Below are 17778 nucleotides of genomic sequence, written 5' to 3' on the forward strand. Positions count from 1 at the left end.
TACCGTGGGGTCCTATGGGGCTCAAATCACATGCGGCAACGGCGTTCGTTTCGGTCGCGGCCGTCCTGGCCGGGTGCGCGCATGCACCCGCGCCGCAGCCCACGGCCGCGCCGGCGCCCGCCCCGCCGAACGCCGAGTACGCGGGTTCCCTGCGGGACCGGGTCACCGCCGACGCGATGATGGCGCATCTGAAGAAGCTGCAGGAGATCGCCGACGCCCACGACGGCACCAGGGCGATGGGCACGCCGGGATACCAGGCCAGTGTCGACTACGTGGCAAACACCTTGCGGGACAAGGGATTCGATGTGCAGACCCCGGAGTTCGAGGTGCGCCTGCCGTTCGCCGAGGATCCGGCGCTGACGGTGTCGGGAGCGCGGGTGGCGGCCAAACCGCTCAACTACACGATCGGCACCAACGGTGACGGGGTGCGCGGCCCGCTGGTGGTCGCACGCGTGGACGACAGTCCGGGCTGCGCCGAGGCCGACTACGACGGCATGCAGCTCGAAGGCGCGGTGGTCCTGGTCAACCGCGGCGCCTGCCCGTTCGGCGACAAGCAGGCCAACGCGGCCAAGCGCGGAGCGGTGGCGCTGATCGTGGCCAACAATGTCGACGGCGACGAATTCGGCGGCACCCTCGGTGAGGACACCGAGGTCAAGATCCCGGTCGTCAGCGTCACCAAGGCCGAGGGCGCCCGGCKGCGCGGCGCCCCGGGACCGGTGACCCTGACGATGAAAGCGGGGGTCAACGTCGAGCACACCCGCAACGTCATCGCCCAGACCAAGACGGGTTCGCCCGCCGACGTGGTGATGGTCGGGGCGCATCTGGACAGCGTGCCCGAGGGACCCGGTATCAACGACAACGGCTCGGGTACCGCCGCCGTGCTGGAAACCGCACTGCAGATGGGCAGTTCGCCGAATGTGCCCAACGCGGTGCGCTTCGGTTTCTGGGGTGCCGAGGAACTGGGCCTGCTGGGTTCGAGCAACTACATCTCGACGCTCGGGGTGGACCAGCTCAAAGACATTGCGCTGTATCTGAATTTCGACATGCTCGCCTCGCCCAACCCCGGCTACTTCACCTACGACGGGGACCAGTCCCTGCCGCCGGAGAAGGACGGCAGCGTGCCGAGGGTGCCGGAAGGCTCCGCCGGGATCGAACGCACCCTGGTGGCCTACCTGGACGGCGCGGGCAAGACCGCCCAGGACACGTCGTTCGACGGCAGGTCGGACTATGACGGCTTCACCAAGGCCGGAATACCTTCCGGCGGACTGTTTTCCGGCGCCGAGGACAACATGACCGAGGAACAGGCGCAGCTCTGGGGCGGCAAGGCCAATCAGCCGTTCGACCCGAACTATCACAAGGCGACCGACACGCTCGAGCACATCGACCGCACCTCCCTGGACATCCAGGGCAAGGGCGTCGCGTACGCGGTGGGGCTCTACGCGCAGGATCAGCGCGGCCGCAACGGGGTTCCGGTCCGGGGCGACCGCACCCGCCATACGCTGTCCGGCTCATGAGGCGCCTCGTCGTCGCTGCGTGCGCCGCACTGGCAATGAGTGCGTGCTCGCCGCCGCCCCCGCCGTCGGCGGAGATCTCGGCCCAGTACCTGGCGGGCAAGGTGACCGCCGACGCCATGTACGCGCATCTGCAGAAGCTCAGCGACATCGGCAATCGGGAACCCGGCACGCCCGGCCATGACACCGCAGTCGACTACATCGCGGGAGTGTTGCGCGACAAGGGCTTCGATGTACAGACCCCGGAGTTCGAGTGGCTCAAGACAGGTAACCCGGGCACCCCGACGCTGGAGGTCGCGGGCAAGCGCTTTCCCGTCGATCAGGGTTCGCCGCTGACGCCGACGCCACCGGCGGGCCTGAGCGGCCCGAGCGTGCGGCCGGCGAAACCATCGGGTTGTGCGGCAGCGGACTACGGCACCGCCCCCGGTGTGCGCGGCGCGCTGGTGATCGTCGACGCGCTGGGCTGTTCGGTGGTCGACAAGCAGGACGCGGCGCGGGCCGCCGGTGCGGTCGGCCTGTTGATGGTGGCGACCGAGGCCGTGCCCGGCCTGTTCCCGGCGGGCTACTACAAGCAGCTCACGTTTCCGGTCGCGATCATCGACCGCACCGTGGACGCCGCGCTGCGCCGCACCAACGCCCCCGTGCGACTGACGCTCAACGGCGCGGCGAGTCTCGCGCGATCGCGCAGCGTCACCGCCCAGACCCGCACCGGCGAGCACGGCAACGTCATCGTGGCCGGGGCGCACCTGGACAGTGCGCTGGGCAGCCCCGGCATGAACGACAACGGGACCGGAGTGGCGGCGCTGCTGGCCACCGCGACCGCGCTGGGCTCCTCGCCTGCCGTCGCCAACGCGGTGCGGTTCGCGTTCTGGGGCTCGGAAACCCTCGGTGCCCCAGGCAAATACCTCGCCGGGCTGAAAGCCGATGAGCTCGACGACATCGCGGTCTATCTGGACGCCGACATGCTGGGTTCGCCCAATGCCGGGTTCTTCACCTACGACGGCGACCAGTCCGGTCAGCCCAACCCGGACATCACGTCGGTCCCGGAAGGTTCGGCGGGAATCGAACGCACCCTGGCCGGATATCTGAACCTCGCCGGCGTCCGGCCCGCCGATCAGCCGCTGGACCGGCTCAGTGATTACGGCCCGTTCCTGGCCGCCGGGATCCCCGCGGGTGGCGTCACCACCGGTGCGCTGCAGAAGAAGACGCCGGTGCAGGCCCGGCTGTGGGGTGGTAAGGCCGGTCAACCGTTCGACCCCAATACCGGCGGTCCCCGCGACGGCCTCGACAACGTCGACCATCGCGCGCTGTCCATCACCGGCCCTGCCATCGCGTTCGCCGTCGGCACCTACGCACAGTCCACCGACGGAGCCAACGGCGTCCCGGCCCGCGACAGCCGCCACCACAAACCCTGAGGAGTGCCGTGTACCTGCGCGTCGACACCCAGACCACCCCGCCGCATGTCGAACTCTGTGAGCCCGAGGATTTCACCGCGTTCAAGGTCGTCGTGGTGGCCGCGGCGCACTCCTGGGTAGACCCCGGCGACCTCACCGAACTCGCCGGGCGGGGTGGGGACGCCGACTGGCAGCAGAAGCTGGCCGCGATGATCGGCTACGCCCAGTCCAAGGGGTGGACCGACGAGGCCGGGCGGATCCGGGCGCACGTCGAGATCGACGAGGTAGCTCCCCAAAGCTGACGGCCGTCGGGCAACATCAGCGGGTGGAGAAGCTCGCCCGGTTGCCCTCGCAGCTGTCGAGTTCGGCCTCGTTGTTCTCCGATGCCTCGGAGGCGCAGCTGGACAGACTGCACGATGTGGCACCGCCTGCCGGTCGCGAGGTGCTGATCACCGGGGCGGCCCAGATCAACAGGGACAGTGTGCACGCGATCACCGCGCGCCTGCCCCTGGTACTCGGGCTGATCGCGATCAGCACCTTTGTGCTGTTGTTCCTGCTCACCGGAAGTGTGGTGCTGCCGGTGAAAGCACTTGTCCTGAATGTGCTTTCGCTGTCAGCAACCTTCGGTGCGCTGGTATGGATCTTCCAGGACGGGTCGGGTGGTCACCGCGGCGGCGCTGGTGATGTCCATCTCATTTGCGGCCCTGGTTGCGGCAAATGTGTCATTCATGCGCATGTTCGGCCTCGGTCTGGCCTTGGCGGTACTGATGGACGCGACCCTGGTGCGGATGATGTTGGTGCCCGCGTTCATGCAGGTGATGGGCCGCTGGAACTGGTGGGCGCCGAAACCGTTGGCGCGGTTGCATGATCGGTTCGGCTTCACAGACTGATTCCAGGAACCGGATTGAACCGGATGGCGTAGCACCCCGTGTAGTTGTTATGGGAATTAGCCTCACCGAAGTGTCCAGCTACAGCACCATCGCCGGGGTCCACGGGGTCCTACCGCCACATCGATACACCCAGGACGAGGTGACCGAGGCACTGTTGGCCCTGCCCGGTTATCAAGAGCACGAGGGCATCGTCCGGGCCTTGCACAAGAGTGCCAAGGTGCAGAGCAGGTATCTGGTCCGGCCGCTCGAGGAGTATGCCGGGCTCTCCGATTTCGGCGACGCGAACAGTCTGTTCATCGAGCACGCAACCGATCTCGGGTGTGCTGCGCTGACCGGTGCGCTCGACGAGGCCGGCCTGCGGCCCGAGGACGTCGACCTGATCATCACCACCACCGTCACCGGAGCGGTGGTCCCGTCGCTGGACGCCCGCATCGCCGGCAGGGTCGGTCTGCGGCCCGATGTGCGGCGCATCCCGATCTTCGGGCTTGGCTGCGTGGCGGGCGCGGCCGGTATCGCCCGGCTCAACGACTACCTGCGCGGGGCGCCGGACAAGGTGGCGGTGCTGGTCTCGGTGGAGCTCTGTTCGCTTACCCGCAAACACAATCCGTCCATGCCGACGCTGGTGGCCGGTGCCCTGTTCGGCGACGGCGCCGCCGCGGTGGTGGCGGTCGGGCGCGGGCGTTCGGAGCGGATGAACCCCACCGGGCCCGATGTGCTCGACTCGACCAGCCACCTCTATCCCGACTCGCTGCACGCCATGGGCTGGGATATCGGCACCAAGGGGTTCGAGATCGTGCTCAGCGCGGAGGTGCCCGGCTTCGTGAGTCGCTTCCTGGGTGACGATGTCACGAGTTTCCTTGGTACCCATGATCTCACCGTCGGCGACATCGGCACGTGGGTGAGCCATCCGGGCGGCCCAAAGGTCATCGAGGCCATCATCGACACCCTCGATCTGCCGCCGGACGCGCTGGACCTGACCTGGCAGTCGCTGGCCGAGGTGGGGAACCTGTCCTCCTCGTCGGTGCTGCATGTGCTGCGGGACACGATCCGCAAACGGCCGGCGGCCGGGACGCCCGGGGTGCTGATGGCCATGGGTCCGGGCTTCTGCTCGGAACTCGTCCTGCTGCGCTGGCGCTGATCGCGTGCGCGGGTTCCTGGCGCTGATCCTGCTGGTGGCCGTCGAGCGGGTGGCCGAACTGGTGGTGTCCAATCGCAATCTGACATGGAGTAAAGCCAACGGCGGCAAAGAGTTCGGGGCCGGACACTATCCGGTGATGGTGGCCCTGCACACCGGTCTGCTGGCCGGCGCGGTCGCCGAGGCCCGGTTCCGGCGGCGCTGGATCTGGCCGGCGTTCTGGGTGGTGGCGACCGCGCAGGTCCTGCGTTGGTGGTGCATCACCACGCTGGGTAGGCAGTGGAACACCCGGGTGGTCGTGGTGCCGGGCGCGGCGCGCGTCGCCGGTGGCCCGTATCGCTTCATCCCGCACCCCAACTACGTGGCCGTGGTGCTCGAAGGGGCCGCGCTGCCGCTGGTCGGCGGGGCGTGGATGACGGCGCTGGTGTTCTCAGTGGCCAATGCGGCATTGCTGCGCACCAGAATTCGTGTCGAGAACACGGCATTGCAGAGTTTGTCGTGATCGACCTGCTGGTCGCGGGCGGCGGCCCTGCCGGGCTGGTCACCGCGGTGCACGCCGCCCGCGCCGGGCTGGAGGTCGTCGTCGTCGAGCAACGCAGCGGCCCCATCGACAAGGCGTGCGGGGAAGGGCTGATGCCCCATTCGCTGCTGCACCTGGAACGCCTCGGCGTGCAACCCGAGGGCCGGCCGTTCCGGGGAATCCGCTACCTCGACGGAAAGCGTTGCGCCGAAGCCCGGTTCCGGCACGGTCCCGGTCGCGGGGTCCGCCGCACGGTGCTGCATGCGGCCCTGGCCGGCGCGGCGGAGACGGCCGGGGTGCGGGTGGTGCACGGCGATGTCGGGGCGATCACCCAGGATGCGGAGTCGGTGTCGGCGGCGGGCTTTCGCGCCCGGTACCTGGCCGCGGCGGACGGCCTGCACTCGCCGATCCGCCGCGAACTGGGGCTGTCGGGAGGCGAAGCGGCGCAGCGGCGCTGGGGCATCCGGCGGCACGTGCAGATCGCCCCGTGGTCGGACTGCGTCGAGGTGCACTGGGGTGCGGAGACCGAAGCCTATGTGACCCCGGTCAACGAGGACACCGTCGGCGTGGCCATCCTGAAATCGAGCCGCGGCGGATTCGAGGCGCACCTGAAAGAGTTTCCGGCACTGGCCGATCGGATCGCCGGCCGGCCGCACGGACCGGACCGGGCGGCCGGGCCGCTGCGCCAGAAGGTGCGCACCCGGACCGCGGGGCGGGTGCTGCTCGTCGGCGATGCCGCGGGCTACGTCGACGCCCTCACCGGCGAGGGCATGGGGCTGGCCTTCGGTGCGGCAGAGGTGCTGGTCGACTGCGTCGTCACGGGGCGGACGGCCGACTACGACCGGCGATGGCGCACCTTGACCCGGCGTTACCGCTTCCTGACCGCTGCCCTGTTGCACGCCACCGCGATCCGTCCGGTGCGGGCCGGCATCACCCCCGTGTCGGCGGCAGTGCCCGGGGTGTTTTCGCGCGTGGTCAATCTTCTCGGGGACTGATCTGGCTGGGCGCGCCCAGCAGTCGCATCCCGTGGTACACCAGCAGGGCGGCGATGGCGCCCAGCGAGATCCCGGTGAACGTCAACGAGCCGATCTGCCAGGTGAAGTCGGCGATCCCGATGATCAACGGGATGGCCGCCGTCATCTGGTTGACGGGCAGCGAGAAGTCCACGTGGTTGGTCAGCCAGATGCGGATACCCAGCACGCCGACGAGTCCGTACAGCACGATGGTAGCGCCACCCAGCACGCCGGGCGGGATGGCCGAGATGGTGGCACCGACCTTGGGGCACAACGACAATACGACGGCGACGATGGCGGCCACCCAGTACGCCGCGGTCGAGTAGATGCGCGTCGCCGCCATCACGCCGATGTTCTCCGCGTAGGTGGTGGTCGCCGATCCACCGCCGGCACCGGCCAGCACGGTGGCGACACCGTCGGCGGCCAGCGCCCGGCCCATCACGGGATTCAGGTCGGTTCCGGTCATCTGGCCGACGGACTTGACGTGGCCGATGTTCTCGGCGACCAGCGCGATCACGGCGGGCAGGAACAACGGCAACACAGCCAGATTGAACGACGGCGTCTGGAAATGCGGCAGCCCGATCCACGGTGCCGCCGCGATGGCGGCGGTGTCCACCTCGCCGAGGGCCAGCGCCAGCAGGTAGCCCAGCACCACGGCCAGGAAGATCGCCAGCCTGCCGATCAGGCCCTTGAAGAACGCGAGCGTCCCGACCAACAGCACCAGCGTGACGATGCCGACCAGGGGACCCTTCTCGAAATTGTTCTTCGCCGCGGGTGCCAGGTTGAAACCGATGAGCGCGACGATCGCACCCGTCACCACCGGCGGCAGGGACACGTCGAGCCAGTGCGTGCCCACCACGTGCACGATTGCGCCGATCACGATCAGCAACAGGCCGACCGCCACCAAACCGCCCAGCGCACTGCCGGTTCCGTGCGAGGCGACCGCGGCGGTGACCGGTGCGATCACCGAGAAGCTGGAACCGAGGTAACTGGGCAGCCGATTGCCGGTGATGACGAGGAACAGGATGGTGCCGACCCCGGAGAACAGCAGCGTGGTGGCAGGCGGGAAGCCGGTGAGCACCGGGACCAGGAACGTGGCGCCGAACATGGCCACCACGTGCTGGGCGCCGATGCCGATGGTCCTCGGCCAGCTCAGCCGCTCGTCGGGTGCGACGACGAACTGCGCGTCACCCCGGGGTTCGACATACTTCCAACTGAGTGCACTCACGTCGTTGACTACACACCATGAACGTTCGCCGCGCTCAGTATCAGAGGGAGTGGCTGCGCGGTGACGTGCTCGCCGGGGTCACCGTCGCGGCGTATCTGGTGCCCCAGGTGATGGCCTACGCCACCATCGCGGGGCTGCCACCCGTCGCGGGCCTGTGGGCATCGCTGGTGCCCCTCGCGGTGTACGCCGTGCTGGGGTCCTCCCGCCAATTGTCGGTGGGGCAGGAGTCGACGGCCCGCGTCAAACAGGACCTGCTCGACGACCTGAAAGCCGCGGGTTTCCTTGCCCGGGTGGGGGAGGACCGCATCTTCCCGACGTTGCCCACCGCGGTCGAGGCGTTCCGGCACCGCTGATCAGGCCGAATTGTCGACCTTGCCGGAGACGGCGACGGCCACCGCGCCCGCCACGGCCGCGCAGAACGCCAGCACGACCAGCCAGCCGAAGCCGGGGCGCGCGGTGTCGCCGAACAGCAGCACCCCGAGGATGCCCGGCACCACCGTCTCACCGACGACCAGCGCGGCGGCCGCCCCGTTCACCGAACCGAGTTGCAGTGCGACGGTGAACAGATAGAACCCACCGAGCCCCGCGACGGCGATGGTCCACGCGGCGGGATCGGTCAGCAGGGAGTGCACGTCGAACGGGTCGATGCCGTCGGCCACCCGCACGGCGACGGCCATGGTGCCGTACAGCACGCCCGCGATCAGGCCCGCGGGTATCGCCGCGCGGGCGCCGAGAAACCGGGTGAGGATCAACCCGGCCGCGAGGATCACCAGCGCGGCGACCAGCAGGGCCCAGTGCAACCCGGCCGGCCCGGTCCCGGTGCCGAGGTGGCCCGTCGTGAAGCCCAGGATCAGCAGCGAGACGACCACGGTGCCGATGGCCAGCCAGTCCCGGCCACGCAACCGCACCCCGAGGACCACGATGCCGAGCAGCGCGGTCACCACCAGATTGGCGCTGATGATGGTCTGCGACAGGAACAGTGGGATCAGCCGGGCCGAGACGAGGCTGCCGAGGAAGCCCAGGCCGTCGAGCACCATGCCGGCCAGGAACGCCGGCGTGACGGCCGCGGTGACCGTCGAGTGTAGGGACGGCCCGCCGGTGTCGGCGGGATCGCGGGAACTGCGCGCCCCGTAGGCCTGCAGCACCGAGGCGGTTCCGTAGCTGAGGCAGGCCGCCAAGGCGGCCAGCAGACCGATCAGCGGTTACGGATGGCGTTGGCGGCGAGATACCCGACGTAGCCCAGCGCGCCGACGGCGGCGAGCTTGCGGGTCTTAGGGATCAGCAGGCCGACGCCGATGGCGGTCTCGATGCTGCCGTTGATCTTGATGTGGCGATCGGTGTCGCGCGGGAACGCAGGCTTGGTCATCGGCTCGAACACCTGGGGGGCGACGAAATGCGTGACGCCGGCTCCCGCGAGGGCCAGTCCACTCAGGACGACGGCCGGGGACTTCTTCTTCTCGGACACGGGACCGACGGTACCGCAGTCACTCTTTGAGCGATCCGGACCTCGGGTCATCGGTCGTCGCGATACAGGTGAGGGCACGGTCGCCGCGCTTCCAGGACGCCTCGGTGGGATAGAGCACGAACATGCCCACTTCCGGATCGTCCATCGCCGCCGACGAGTACGTCTGCAGCGCCGGCTGGCACTTGTCCTGATAGCCGACGATCTTGGCCTGGCCGGGGAAGTCGTTGCCGGGCACGGTGATGACGGCGAACACCTCACCCTTGTGCGGCTCCGCGCATTCGACGGTCTTGACCGACGCGACCAGGCTCGAGTCGGACGGAAGTTCGGTGAGGCAGTCCCCGACGCCGATCTCGTCGGCGTCCACCACGTCGGAGTTCTTCATCAGCAGCACCAACAAGAGCACCCCGAGCGCGCCGAGCAGCACCACGACGCCGGCGACGATCCCGATGATCAGGCCCCATCGGGTTTTGGGTGGCTGCGGGGGCGGGCCCTGGTACGGGTAGCCGTACGAGTACGGCTGCGGGGGCGGTGGGGGCGCCCCATAAGGCGGGCCATAGGGCGGCTGCGTCATGGAATGACGATAACCGCGGCCGCCACCGCGAGCACGGGAACGTCCAGCGTCTTGGACCCGAGGTCGTGACGGGCGCCGGTGACCTCGACGATGCTCACCGGACCGCCGAGCAGGTCTGCGGCGGCCCGGATCTCGTCGATGCTGCCGAACGGATCGGAGGTGCCGTGGGTGAACACCGTCGGGACGGTGATCTGCGGCAGATGTTCGGTGCGGGCACGCTCCGGCTTACCAGGCGGATGCAGGGGATAGGAGAACAGCGTCAGCACATCGGGACCGGCTGCTGTGTCGTTCTGCGCGGCTGCCGTCACCATCGACGTCATCCGCCCGCCGTAGGAATGCCCGCCGGCCAGCACCGGGCCGTGGCCCAGGCCCCGCGCCCAGGTGATCGCCTCGGTGATGCCCTCCTGGTCGGCCTTCGCCGAATTCGACGGCGGGCCCTTGGGGCGCCGGCGCCGGTAGGGCAGGTTGTAGCGGACCGCGAGAAAGCCGTTGCGGGCCCACTCGTCACAGATCCGGATCAGCAGCGGGGCGTCCCGGCTGCCGCCCGCGCCATGGGTGAGCAGGACGGTCCCCGTCGGCGTTCCGGTCGGCTCGTGGGCCACCCCGGCGATCGCGTCAAGACTCATGTTGCAACCGGAACAGGGCGTTGACCGGGCCGTGGCCCTGACCCAAAGGATATGCGGCGCGCAGACATTCGGTGACCCAGCGCTTGGCGAAGGCGACCGCATCCGGCACGGTGTAGCCGTGCGCCAGGGCGCAGGTGGCGGCGGCGGCCAGCGTGTCGCCCGCGCCGTGGTCGTGGCCGGTGTCGATGCGTTCGGCGTCGAATTCGTAGAAGTCGGTGCCGTTGTAGAGCAGGTCGGGGCTGTGTGTGGAGGAGCGCAGATGCCCACCCTTGACCAGTGCCCACGTCGGGCCCAGCGCGTGCAGGGCCTTGACGGCGTCGCGTTGGGTGCCCGCGTCCACCACGTCGATCCCGGTGATCAGCCGCACCTCGTCGAGGTTGGGCGTCACCAGGGTGGCGATCGGGAACAGCTCATGGCGCACCGAATCCAGTGCCGACGGGTGCAGCAGCGGGTCGCCGTGCATGGAGGCGCACACCGGGTCGACCACCAGCGGGATGTTCCCGTCGAGTCCCCGCCAGGTGTCGGCCACCGTGCCGATGATGTCCGCCGACGCCAGCATTCCGGTCTTGGCGGCCTCGATGCCGATGTCGCCGGCGACGCACTCGATCTGGCCGGCGATCACGTCGAGTGGGATCTCGTGAAAACCCTTGACGCCCAGTGAGTTTTGCACCGTCACGGCCACCACGGTGACGCAGCCGTGCAGCCCGAGCATCGCAAAGGTGCGCAGGTCGGCCTGGATGCCGGCACCACCGCCGGAATCACTGCCGGCGATCGTCATCACCCGGTGCGGTGTCTGCCCGGGCAGGGGCAGCGGCAGGTAGTTCATGTGGTCAAGGGTAGATACACGCGATTGCCCTGCTGCGCGAACTCCTCGGATTTCTCCGCCATGGCGTCCCTGATGTCCTGGGTGATGCGCATCGAGCAGAACTTCGGCCCGCACATCGAGCAGAAGTGCGCTGTCTTGGCCGGTTCGGCGGGCAGTGTCTCGTCGTGGAATTCGCGGGCGGTGTCCGGGTCCAGCGACAGGGCGAACTGGTCGTGCCAGCGGAACTCGAAGCGCGCCAGCGACAGTGCGTCGTCGCGTTCCTGGGCGCGGGGATGGCCCTTGGCCAGGTCGGCGGCATGCGCGGCGATCTTGTAGGCGATCACCCCGTCCTTGACGTCCTTGCGGTTCGGCAGCCCCAGATGTTCCTTGGGCGTGACGTAGCAGAGCATCGCGGTGCCGGCCTGGGCGATGATGGCCGCCCCGATCGCGCTGGTGATGTGGTCATAGGCCGGGGCGATGTCGGTGGCCAGCGGGCCCAGCGTGTAGAACGGCGCCTCCTCGCAGAGTTCCTCCTCCAGGCGGACGTTCTCCACGATCTTGTGCATCGGCACGTGCCCCGGACCCTCGATCATCACCTGCACGCCATGGGATTTCGCGATCTTGGTGAGCTCGCCGAGGGTCTCCAGTTCCGCGAACTGTGCGGCGTCGTTGGCGTCGGCGATCGATCCCGGCCGCAGCCCGTCGCCCAGGGAGAAGGTGACGTCGTAGCGGGCCAGGATCTCGCACAGTTCGCCGAAGTTCTCGTACAGGAACGACTCCCGATGATGAGCCAGCATCCAGGCGGCCATGATCGAACCGCCGCGGCTGACGATTCCGGTGACCCGGTCGACCGTCAGGGGGATGTAGCGCAGCAGCACCCCGGCGTGCACCGTCATGTAGTCGACGCCCTGCTCGCACTGCTCGATCACGGTGTCCCGGTAGGCTTCCCAGGTCAGCTTCGTGGGATCGCCGTCGACCTTCTCCAGTGCCTGGTAGATCGGCACGGTGCCGACCGGCACCGGGGAATTGCGCAGAATCCACTCACGGGTCAGGTGGATGTCGCGGCCGGTGGACAGGTCCATGATGGTGTCCGCGCCCCAGCGCGTGGCCCACACCATCTTGTCGACCTCGTCGGCGATGGAACTGGTGACCGCCGAATTGCCGATGTTGGCGTTCACCTTCACCGTGAACGCCTTACCGATGATCATCGGCTCGCATTCGGGATGACGATGATTGGCCGGGATCACCGCGCGGCCACGGGCCACCTCGTCGCGGACCAGTTCGGCCGGCACGCCTTCGCGCTCGGCGATGAACGCCATCTCGGCGCTGATCTCACCGGCGCGGGCCCGCTGCAGCTGGGTGCCCTTGTCCTCGACGATGCCGGACCTGCGGGGCAGGCCCTTCTCCAGGTCGATGGTGGCGTGCTCGTCGGTGTACGGGCCGGAGGTGTCGTACAGGTCGAAATGCTCGCCGGTGGTCAGGTGCACGCGGCGCAACGGCACGCCTTGCCCGGTGTAGACCTTGGAGCTGCCGGCGATCGGGCCGGTGGTCACGGAATCGACAAAAACGGTCATCAACAGATCTCCCTACGCCGGCATTACCCGGTCAGGTTCATACGGTCGACGGCCCTTTCTTCGCGGCGCGAAGAATTTTTCCAGCCGTCCTCTCAGCGCACTTGGGTGCGCTCCCGTGTTGGACGGATTCCAAGCTAGCCCACGCGGCGAGGAATGTGAATTGCCGGGAGATCGTTTGGATAGCTAATATATGTTTTTTCCGATACGTAGAGCTGAAGGCTGATGACGACCGAGATTGAGCTGACCGCCGAGGCCGAAACCGCACGTCGCCGCACGCGGATGGACCACGACCACCCGTTTTACAAGTGGGTGGTGCTGTCCAACACCACCCTGGGCATCCTGCTGGCGGCCATCAACGCGTCGATCGTGCTGATCTCGCTGCCTGCCATCTTCCGCGGCATCGGCCTGAACCCGCTGTCCCCGGGCAACGTCGGCTACCTGCTGTGGATGCTGATGGGCTACCTCGTGGTGACCGCCGTGCTGGTGGTCCCGTTCGGGCGGCTCGGCGACATGTACGGCCGGGTGAAGATCTACAACCTCGGATTCGTCGTCTTCACCGTCGCCGCCATCGCGCTGTCCTTCGACCCGTTCCATCTCGGGGGCGGCGCGGTGTGGCTCATCGCCTGGCGCGTCATCCAGGGCATCGGTGGCGCCATGCTGATGGCGTCGTCGTCGGCGATCCTCACCGACGCCTTCCCCGCCAACCAGCGCGGCATGGCGCTGGGCACCAACATGGTGGCCGCCGTCGCGGGCTCCTTCCTGGGCCTGCTGATCGGCGGGTTCCTGTCCGAGTGGCACTGGAAGGCCGTCTTCTGGGTCGGTGTCCCCATCGGTGTGCTCGGCACCATCTGGAGCTACCGGTCACTGCGCGAACTCGGTTCCCGGACGTCGGGCCGGCTGGACTGGGCGGGCACGTTGACGTTCGGGCTCGGTCTGACCATCCTGCTGATCGGCATCACCTACGGCATCCAGCCCTACGGTGACTCGACCACCGGCTGGACCAGCCCGTGGGTGCTCGGCTCGATCGCGGTCGGGCTGCTGTTGCTGGTGGCGTTCTGCTTCGTCGAGCTGCATGTCGCCTCCCCGATGGTCGACATCAGGCTGTTCAAGTCGGCGGCGTTCGGGATGGGCAACCTGGCCGGGCTGATGTCGTCGATGGGCCGCGGCGGCCTGCAGTTCATGCTCATCATCTGGCTGCAGGGCATCTGGTTGCCGCTGCACGGCTACACCTTTGAGTCCACGCCACTCTGGGCGGGCATCTACCTGTTGCCGGTCACCGTCGGGTTCCTGATCGCGGCGCCGGTCGCCGGTTGGTTGTCCGACCGCATGGGCGCGCGGCCGCTGACCGTCGGCGGGATGCTGCTGATGGCCGCGACCTTCGTGGCCCTGCTGCTCATCCCGGTGAACTTCGACTACTGGATGTTCGCGGTCCTGGTGTTCCTCAACGGACTCGGCGGCGGAATCTTCACCGCGCCCAACACCGCGGCCATCATGTCCAGCGTCCCTGCCGACCAGCGCGGCGCCGCCTCCGGCGTGCGCTCCACGTTCTTCAACGGCGGCAACTCGCTGTCCATCGGTATCTTCTTCTCGCTGATGATCATCGGCCTGGCCAACACACTTCCGGCGGCCATGTCCAGCGGTCTTACCGCCCAAGGTGTTTCGCCGCAGGTGGCGCACGAGGTGGCGAACCTGCCACCGGTCGGAAGCCTGTTCGCCGCCTTCCTCGGGTACAACCCGATGGCCGAACTGCTCGCGCCCTCGGGCGCGCTGCAGCACCCGGGTGTGAACGCCGACGTGCTGACCGGGCAGACCTTCTTCCCGCAGTTGATCACCGAGCCGTTCCATTCCGGACTGGTGGTTGTGTTCAGCGCCGCCGCGGTGATGATGGTCATCGGCGCGATCGCCTCGCTGTTCAGTGCCGGCCGCTACGGGACGGAACAGGGCGCCGACAACGCGGCGTGACGGTCAGGCGAACAGGAGCCAGACCAAGAGCGCCATCAGCGACAAACCCACCAGCAGGGCGCCGACCAGCCAGACGATCAAAAAACCGGGCCGGTCATCCACCAACGCTGCGCATTCGCATTCGTTGGGATTCAGGCAACTGCACGTATGCGCAGATCGTCTCATTTCAACCCCCTGTGCGCGAGCATAGCAAACGCCGACGGGTACCTTGCCCGCGCGCAAACCACTTATCTCCTGGGCGTTATCTGACCGTTAGCAGTGCCACGACGATGCCGTTGGCAACGGTTCGTGATGTAGCGGTGATTGTCATGGGAATCAGTCTGCTTCGGCGATGTTGATCTCTTCGGTCGCGCGCGGGATTCTGGACTCCCGATCCTTGGAGTGCGTCATGGCCTTCTCCCCACCGCCCGCGGGCTCCCGGGGCTACGACGAGGACGAGGTCGACGCCTTCGTGGAGCGGGTGCAGGCCGCACTGCGTGACCCGGCACGGCCGAATCTCACGGCCGAGCAGGTCCGCGACACGGTCTTCTCGAAACCGCGCATCGGCCGGCGCGGGTACAGCGAGAAGGAGGTCGACGCCTACCTGGCTCGCGTAGAGGCGCAGCTGGCTCTGGGTGGTCCCGGCCGCAAAACCCACTACGTCCTGTACGCCCTGCGGGGTGCCGCCGGCTTGCAGCCGGCCGTCGTGGCCGAGGTCGACGGGGGAGCGTTGCGGGTGATGGACAGTGCGAGCAACGAACTGCTCGGCACGGCGATGCTTGCCGAGGTGACGGTGCGGCCCGCGAATCACGGCGGCATTCCCGTCATGATCGTCGAAGCTCCCGGCGTGCGGACCCTGACCATCCGGCCGCACCTGGCCCCGAAGGAATGGCGCCGCCGGACGAAATCGAAGAAGCCTGAATACTTCATGACCGACGACGACTGGGTGTCGCTGGCCGAGCAGCTCGGTGCGGGCCCGGACCTTGTCGACGAGTTCACGCCGCAGACCTTCGTCGACCACGCGCTCGCCTTCTTCGAAGAATCCGGCGACGGCGGGCACTGGACGTGGCGGACGTTCCTGGTGTTCGGCGTGCTGGCGCTCGCCCTCACCTACTTCGTGGGCGAGCACGCCTGGATGTTCGCGGCAGGCGGCGCCGGGCTGCTGCTCGTATCGGCCGCTTTCTGGCGCTTCAACTGGCGTTTCTGATGCCGTAGGCGCTGCGGAGAGACTGCCGCCACCAACTGTGCCATTGACAAATGACACAGTTGGTGATGACCTATTTGGCGTGACGGACAGTGTTCTTCCTAACCGCGGCGACATACCGACCCGCGCATCGCTGCGTGCGGTGGTTTCGGCCACGGCCACCCGCTGGACGCTGGGCGCGCTGACCAGCGCCATCCCGATGAACAAGCCCGGCGTCTGGTTCGGGCGCACGCTGATCGCCACCATCATGGCGGCGGGCGGGTCCATGCCTGCGGGGACGAAGATCATCCCGGAAGCGCAGGGTGAGTGGGTGCTCGGCCCCGGCGTCGAATTCGGTAGGCGGGCAGGCTATTACGTGCACGGCAGCGCGTATGTCATCTGTTCGGCGAAGACCCATCGCAAGCTGGTCGCCCGCTTGTCGGAGGCCACCGGCCTGCCCTTCTACGTCGTGGACTACCGGCTGGCCCCCGAGCACCGCTTCCCGTCGGCCGCGCAGGACGTCGAAACGGGATACCGGTGGCTGTTGGCCCAGGGCTACGCGGGATCCGACATCGTGATCGGGGCGGACTCCGCGGGTGGGCATCTGACCTGCGACATGCTGCTCGCCCACGCCGACGACGCGGCCTTCCAGCCGGCCGGCGTGGTGCTGTTCTCCCCGCTGATCGACCTCACCCTCGGGCTCGCCGAGCAGCAGGAGACCTCGCGCCGCGATCCCGCCATGTCGGCGGGTGCCGCCCGCAAGATGGTGGGCCTCTACACGCACGGACAAGACCCGGACCATCCGCGGCTGCGGCTCGACTTCGCGGCGGCGCGTGCCTTGCCGCCGATGCTGATCCAGGTCGGCGACTTCGAGATGCTCAGCGCCGACGCGCGTCACCTCGATGCCGAACTCCGCAAGGCGGGCGGCGCCAGCACCCTCGAGGTGTGGCCGGGCATGGTGCACGTGTTCCAGGCGCTGCCGAACCTGGCACCCGAGGCGAAGGTCGCGCTACGGCGGGCGGCGAACTTCATCGCCGACGCGTTTTCCGATGAGCTCCAGGAGATCTGTTGATGTTCAACCTGTTCGGTGGTCCCAAACGCACCAAGGACGCCAAGGCGGTGGTGACCGGCGCGGGCAGCGGTATCGGCCGGTCGTTCGCCCTCGAGCTCGCCCGGCGGGGTGGCGAGGTCATCTGCGCGGACATCGACGCCGACCGGGCGGCGGAGACGGTGGCCCTGATCGACCGGCTCTGGACCGGCAAGGGGCATGCCGTGCAGTGCGATGTGTCCGATCGCAGCGCGATCGAACTGCTGGCCAAACAGGCGCAGGAGATCTTCGGTGGCGCGCCGACGTGCGTGATCAACAACGCCGGCGTCGGGATCGGCGGAAAACCCGTCGGCGACATCGGTTTCGACGACTGGGACTGGGCGCTCGGCATCAACCTGTGGGGCGTGGTCTACGGATGTGAGGTCTTCACCCCGCTGCTGCGGGAGGCCGGCCGCGGCGGCATCATCAACGTGGCGTCGGCGGCGGGCTTCGCCGCGGCCCCGTCGATGGCCGCATACAACGTCTCCAAGGCCGGCGTGATGTCGCTGTCGGAGACCCTGGCCGCCGAACTGGCCGGCACCGATATCGCGGTCACCGTGTTGTGCCCGACTTTTGTGAAGACCAATGTCTTCACCGACGGTCGCATCACCCCCGCTTCGATGAACCTGAGCCAGCAGCTGGCCCGTTGGACCGGCCTGTCCGCCGACAATGTCGCTGCCCGGACCCTCGACGCCCACGACAGCGGCCGGCTTTACGTCGTGCCGCAGCTGGACGCCACCGTCATCTGGCACCTCAAACGGCACTTCCCCGCTCTCTACGTCCGCGGCGCCGGCCTGCTCGGCCGCCTTCTCCCCGACAACTGAAAGGACCGGCA

Annotated in this window: 17 protein-coding genes and 2 pseudogenes; 12 read left to right on the forward strand and 7 right to left on the reverse strand. The window is 68.2% G+C overall.

The window, feature by feature from the left end; genetic code table 11:
• The first annotated feature begins 14 nt into the window (after positions 1–14).
• From AC1DY7_RS00080 to AC1DY7_RS00110, 7 genes and pseudogenes are all read left to right on the forward strand, one after another.
• On the forward strand, positions 15–1514 hold the full coding sequence (locus AC1DY7_RS00080) for a M28 family metallopeptidase (protein WP_477491611.1): 1500 nt from the start codon (positions 15–17) through the stop codon (positions 1512–1514).
• Entirely contained in the window at positions 1511–2926 is a 1416-nt protein-coding gene (locus tag AC1DY7_RS00085) for a M28 family peptidase (RefSeq protein WP_477491612.1), read from the forward strand. Before AC1DY7_RS00080 ends, AC1DY7_RS00085 begins: the two co-directional genes overlap by 4 nt.
• Before the next feature lie 8 nt (positions 2927–2934).
• Complete coding sequence (locus AC1DY7_RS00090; protein WP_477491613.1) at positions 2935–3207, forward strand: hypothetical protein; 273 nt, start codon at positions 2935–2937, stop codon at positions 3205–3207.
• A 53-nt stretch (positions 3208–3260) separates the two neighbouring features.
• Positions 3261–3795: pseudogene (locus AC1DY7_RS00095) on the forward strand (MMPL family transporter); the annotation flags it as partial.
• A gap of 49 nt (positions 3796–3844) precedes the next feature.
• Complete coding sequence (locus tag AC1DY7_RS00100) at positions 3845–4933, forward strand: type III polyketide synthase (protein ID WP_477491614.1); 1089 nt, start codon at positions 3845–3847, stop codon at positions 4931–4933.
• A 4-nt stretch (positions 4934–4937) separates the two neighbouring features.
• Positions 4938–5432 carry an isoprenylcysteine carboxyl methyltransferase family protein gene (locus AC1DY7_RS00105; RefSeq protein ID WP_477491615.1) on the forward strand — a complete coding sequence of 165 codons (495 nt, stop codon included), beginning with the start codon at positions 4938–4940 and terminating at the stop codon, positions 5430–5432.
• Positions 5429–6445, forward strand: a complete 1017-nt coding sequence (locus AC1DY7_RS00110) for an NAD(P)/FAD-dependent oxidoreductase (protein WP_477491616.1) — start codon at positions 5429–5431, stop codon at positions 6443–6445. Before AC1DY7_RS00105 ends, AC1DY7_RS00110 begins: the two co-directional genes overlap by 4 nt.
• On the opposite strand, the gene AC1DY7_RS00115 is transcribed toward AC1DY7_RS00110, so the two are convergent.
• Positions 6426–7691: a uracil-xanthine permease family protein gene (locus tag AC1DY7_RS00115; protein ID WP_477491617.1), complete on the reverse strand. Its 1266-nt coding sequence runs from the start codon at positions 7689–7691 to the stop codon at positions 6426–6428. The two genes, AC1DY7_RS00110 and AC1DY7_RS00115, sit on opposite strands and share 20 nt — an antisense overlap.
• Before the next feature lie 17 nt (positions 7692–7708).
• Here AC1DY7_RS00115 and AC1DY7_RS00120 point away from each other — a divergent pair.
• Positions 7709–7924, forward strand: a pseudogene (locus AC1DY7_RS00120) (SulP family inorganic anion transporter); the annotation flags it as partial.
• Between the two features lie 120 nt (positions 7925–8044).
• On the opposite strand, the gene AC1DY7_RS00125 reads toward AC1DY7_RS00120, so the two are convergent.
• Genes AC1DY7_RS00125 through thiC form a run of 6 tightly spaced genes read right to left on the reverse strand, consistent with a single transcriptional unit; the run spans position 8045 to position 12732 of the window.
• On the reverse strand, positions 8045–8878 hold the full coding sequence (locus AC1DY7_RS00125; protein ID WP_477491941.1) for a hypothetical protein: 834 nt from the start codon (positions 8876–8878) through the stop codon (positions 8045–8047).
• 8 nt (positions 8879–8886) lie between these two features.
• The gene (locus tag AC1DY7_RS00130) at positions 8887–9156 is read right to left on the reverse strand and encodes a hypothetical protein (protein ID WP_477491618.1); all 270 of its coding nucleotides are present in this window, start codon (positions 9154–9156) and stop codon (positions 8887–8889) included.
• A 19-nt stretch (positions 9157–9175) separates the two neighbouring features.
• The gene (locus AC1DY7_RS00135) at positions 9176–9727 is read right to left on the reverse strand and encodes a septum formation family protein (RefSeq protein ID WP_477491619.1); all 552 of its coding nucleotides are present in this window, start codon (positions 9725–9727) and stop codon (positions 9176–9178) included.
• The gene (locus tag AC1DY7_RS00140) at positions 9724–10353 is read right to left on the reverse strand and encodes an alpha/beta hydrolase family protein (RefSeq protein ID WP_477491620.1); all 630 of its coding nucleotides are present in this window, start codon (positions 10351–10353) and stop codon (positions 9724–9726) included. The genes AC1DY7_RS00135 and AC1DY7_RS00140 overlap by 4 nt, the downstream gene beginning before the upstream one ends.
• The gene (thiD, locus tag AC1DY7_RS00145; RefSeq protein WP_477491621.1) at positions 10343–11179 is read right to left on the reverse strand and encodes a bifunctional hydroxymethylpyrimidine kinase/phosphomethylpyrimidine kinase; all 837 of its coding nucleotides are present in this window, start codon (positions 11177–11179) and stop codon (positions 10343–10345) included. Before thiD ends, AC1DY7_RS00140 begins: the two co-directional genes overlap by 11 nt.
• The gene (gene thiC, locus AC1DY7_RS00150) at positions 11176–12732 is read right to left on the reverse strand and encodes a phosphomethylpyrimidine synthase ThiC (protein WP_477491622.1); all 1557 of its coding nucleotides are present in this window, start codon (positions 12730–12732) and stop codon (positions 11176–11178) included. Before thiC ends, thiD begins: the two co-directional genes overlap by 4 nt.
• 222 nt (positions 12733–12954) lie before the next feature.
• On the opposite strand from thiC, the gene AC1DY7_RS00155 reads away from it, so the two are divergent.
• The 4 genes from AC1DY7_RS00155 (at position 12955) to AC1DY7_RS00170 (ending at position 17767) form a co-directional block, all read left to right on the forward strand.
• Positions 12955–14694 carry an MFS transporter gene (locus AC1DY7_RS00155; protein WP_477491623.1) on the forward strand — a complete coding sequence of 580 codons (1740 nt, stop codon included), beginning with the start codon at positions 12955–12957 and terminating at the stop codon, positions 14692–14694.
• 388 nt (positions 14695–15082) lie between these two features.
• Entirely contained in the window at positions 15083–15880 is a 798-nt protein-coding gene (locus tag AC1DY7_RS00160; protein ID WP_477491624.1) for a DivIVA domain-containing protein, read from the forward strand.
• Positions 15881–15959: 79 nt separating this feature from the next.
• Positions 15960–16928 carry an alpha/beta hydrolase gene (locus tag AC1DY7_RS00165; RefSeq protein ID WP_477491625.1) on the forward strand — a complete coding sequence of 323 codons (969 nt, stop codon included), beginning with the start codon at positions 15960–15962 and terminating at the stop codon, positions 16926–16928.
• Positions 16928–17767: an SDR family NAD(P)-dependent oxidoreductase gene (locus AC1DY7_RS00170; protein WP_477491626.1), complete on the forward strand. Its 840-nt coding sequence runs from the start codon at positions 16928–16930 to the stop codon at positions 17765–17767. The genes AC1DY7_RS00165 and AC1DY7_RS00170 overlap by 1 nt, the downstream gene beginning before the upstream one ends.
• Positions 17768–17778: the final 11 nt, after the last annotated feature.

This window comes from Mycobacterium sp. P2_H7 (genome assembly GCF_056403275.1).

Excerpts from the sequence above, each read along its gene's own strand:
- AC1DY7_RS00085 (WP_477491612.1), top strand. The coding sequence starts at position 1,511 with ATGAGGCGCCTCGTCGTCGCTGCGTGCGCCGCACTGGCAATGAGTGCG.
- AC1DY7_RS00100 (WP_477491614.1), top strand. The coding sequence starts at position 3,845 with ATGGGAATTAGCCTCACCGAAGTGTCCAGCTACAGCACCATCGCCGGG.
- AC1DY7_RS00135 (WP_477491619.1), bottom strand. The coding sequence starts at position 9,727 with ATGACGCAGCCGCCCTATGGCCCGCCTTATGGGGCGCCCCCACCGCCC.
- AC1DY7_RS00140 (WP_477491620.1), bottom strand. The coding sequence starts at position 10,353 with ATGAGTCTTGACGCGATCGCCGGGGTGGCCCACGAGCCGACCGGAACG.
- thiD (WP_477491621.1), bottom strand. The coding sequence starts at position 11,179 with ATGAACTACCTGCCGCTGCCCCTGCCCGGGCAGACACCGCACCGGGTG.
- thiC (WP_477491622.1), bottom strand. The coding sequence starts at position 12,732 with ATGACCGTTTTTGTCGATTCCGTGACCACCGGCCCGATCGCCGGCAGC.
- AC1DY7_RS00155 (WP_477491623.1), top strand. The coding sequence starts at position 12,955 with ATGACGACCGAGATTGAGCTGACCGCCGAGGCCGAAACCGCACGTCGC.
- AC1DY7_RS00160 (WP_477491624.1), top strand. The coding sequence starts at position 15,083 with ATGGCCTTCTCCCCACCGCCCGCGGGCTCCCGGGGCTACGACGAGGAC.
- AC1DY7_RS00170 (WP_477491626.1), top strand. The coding sequence starts at position 16,928 with ATGTTCAACCTGTTCGGTGGTCCCAAACGCACCAAGGACGCCAAGGCG.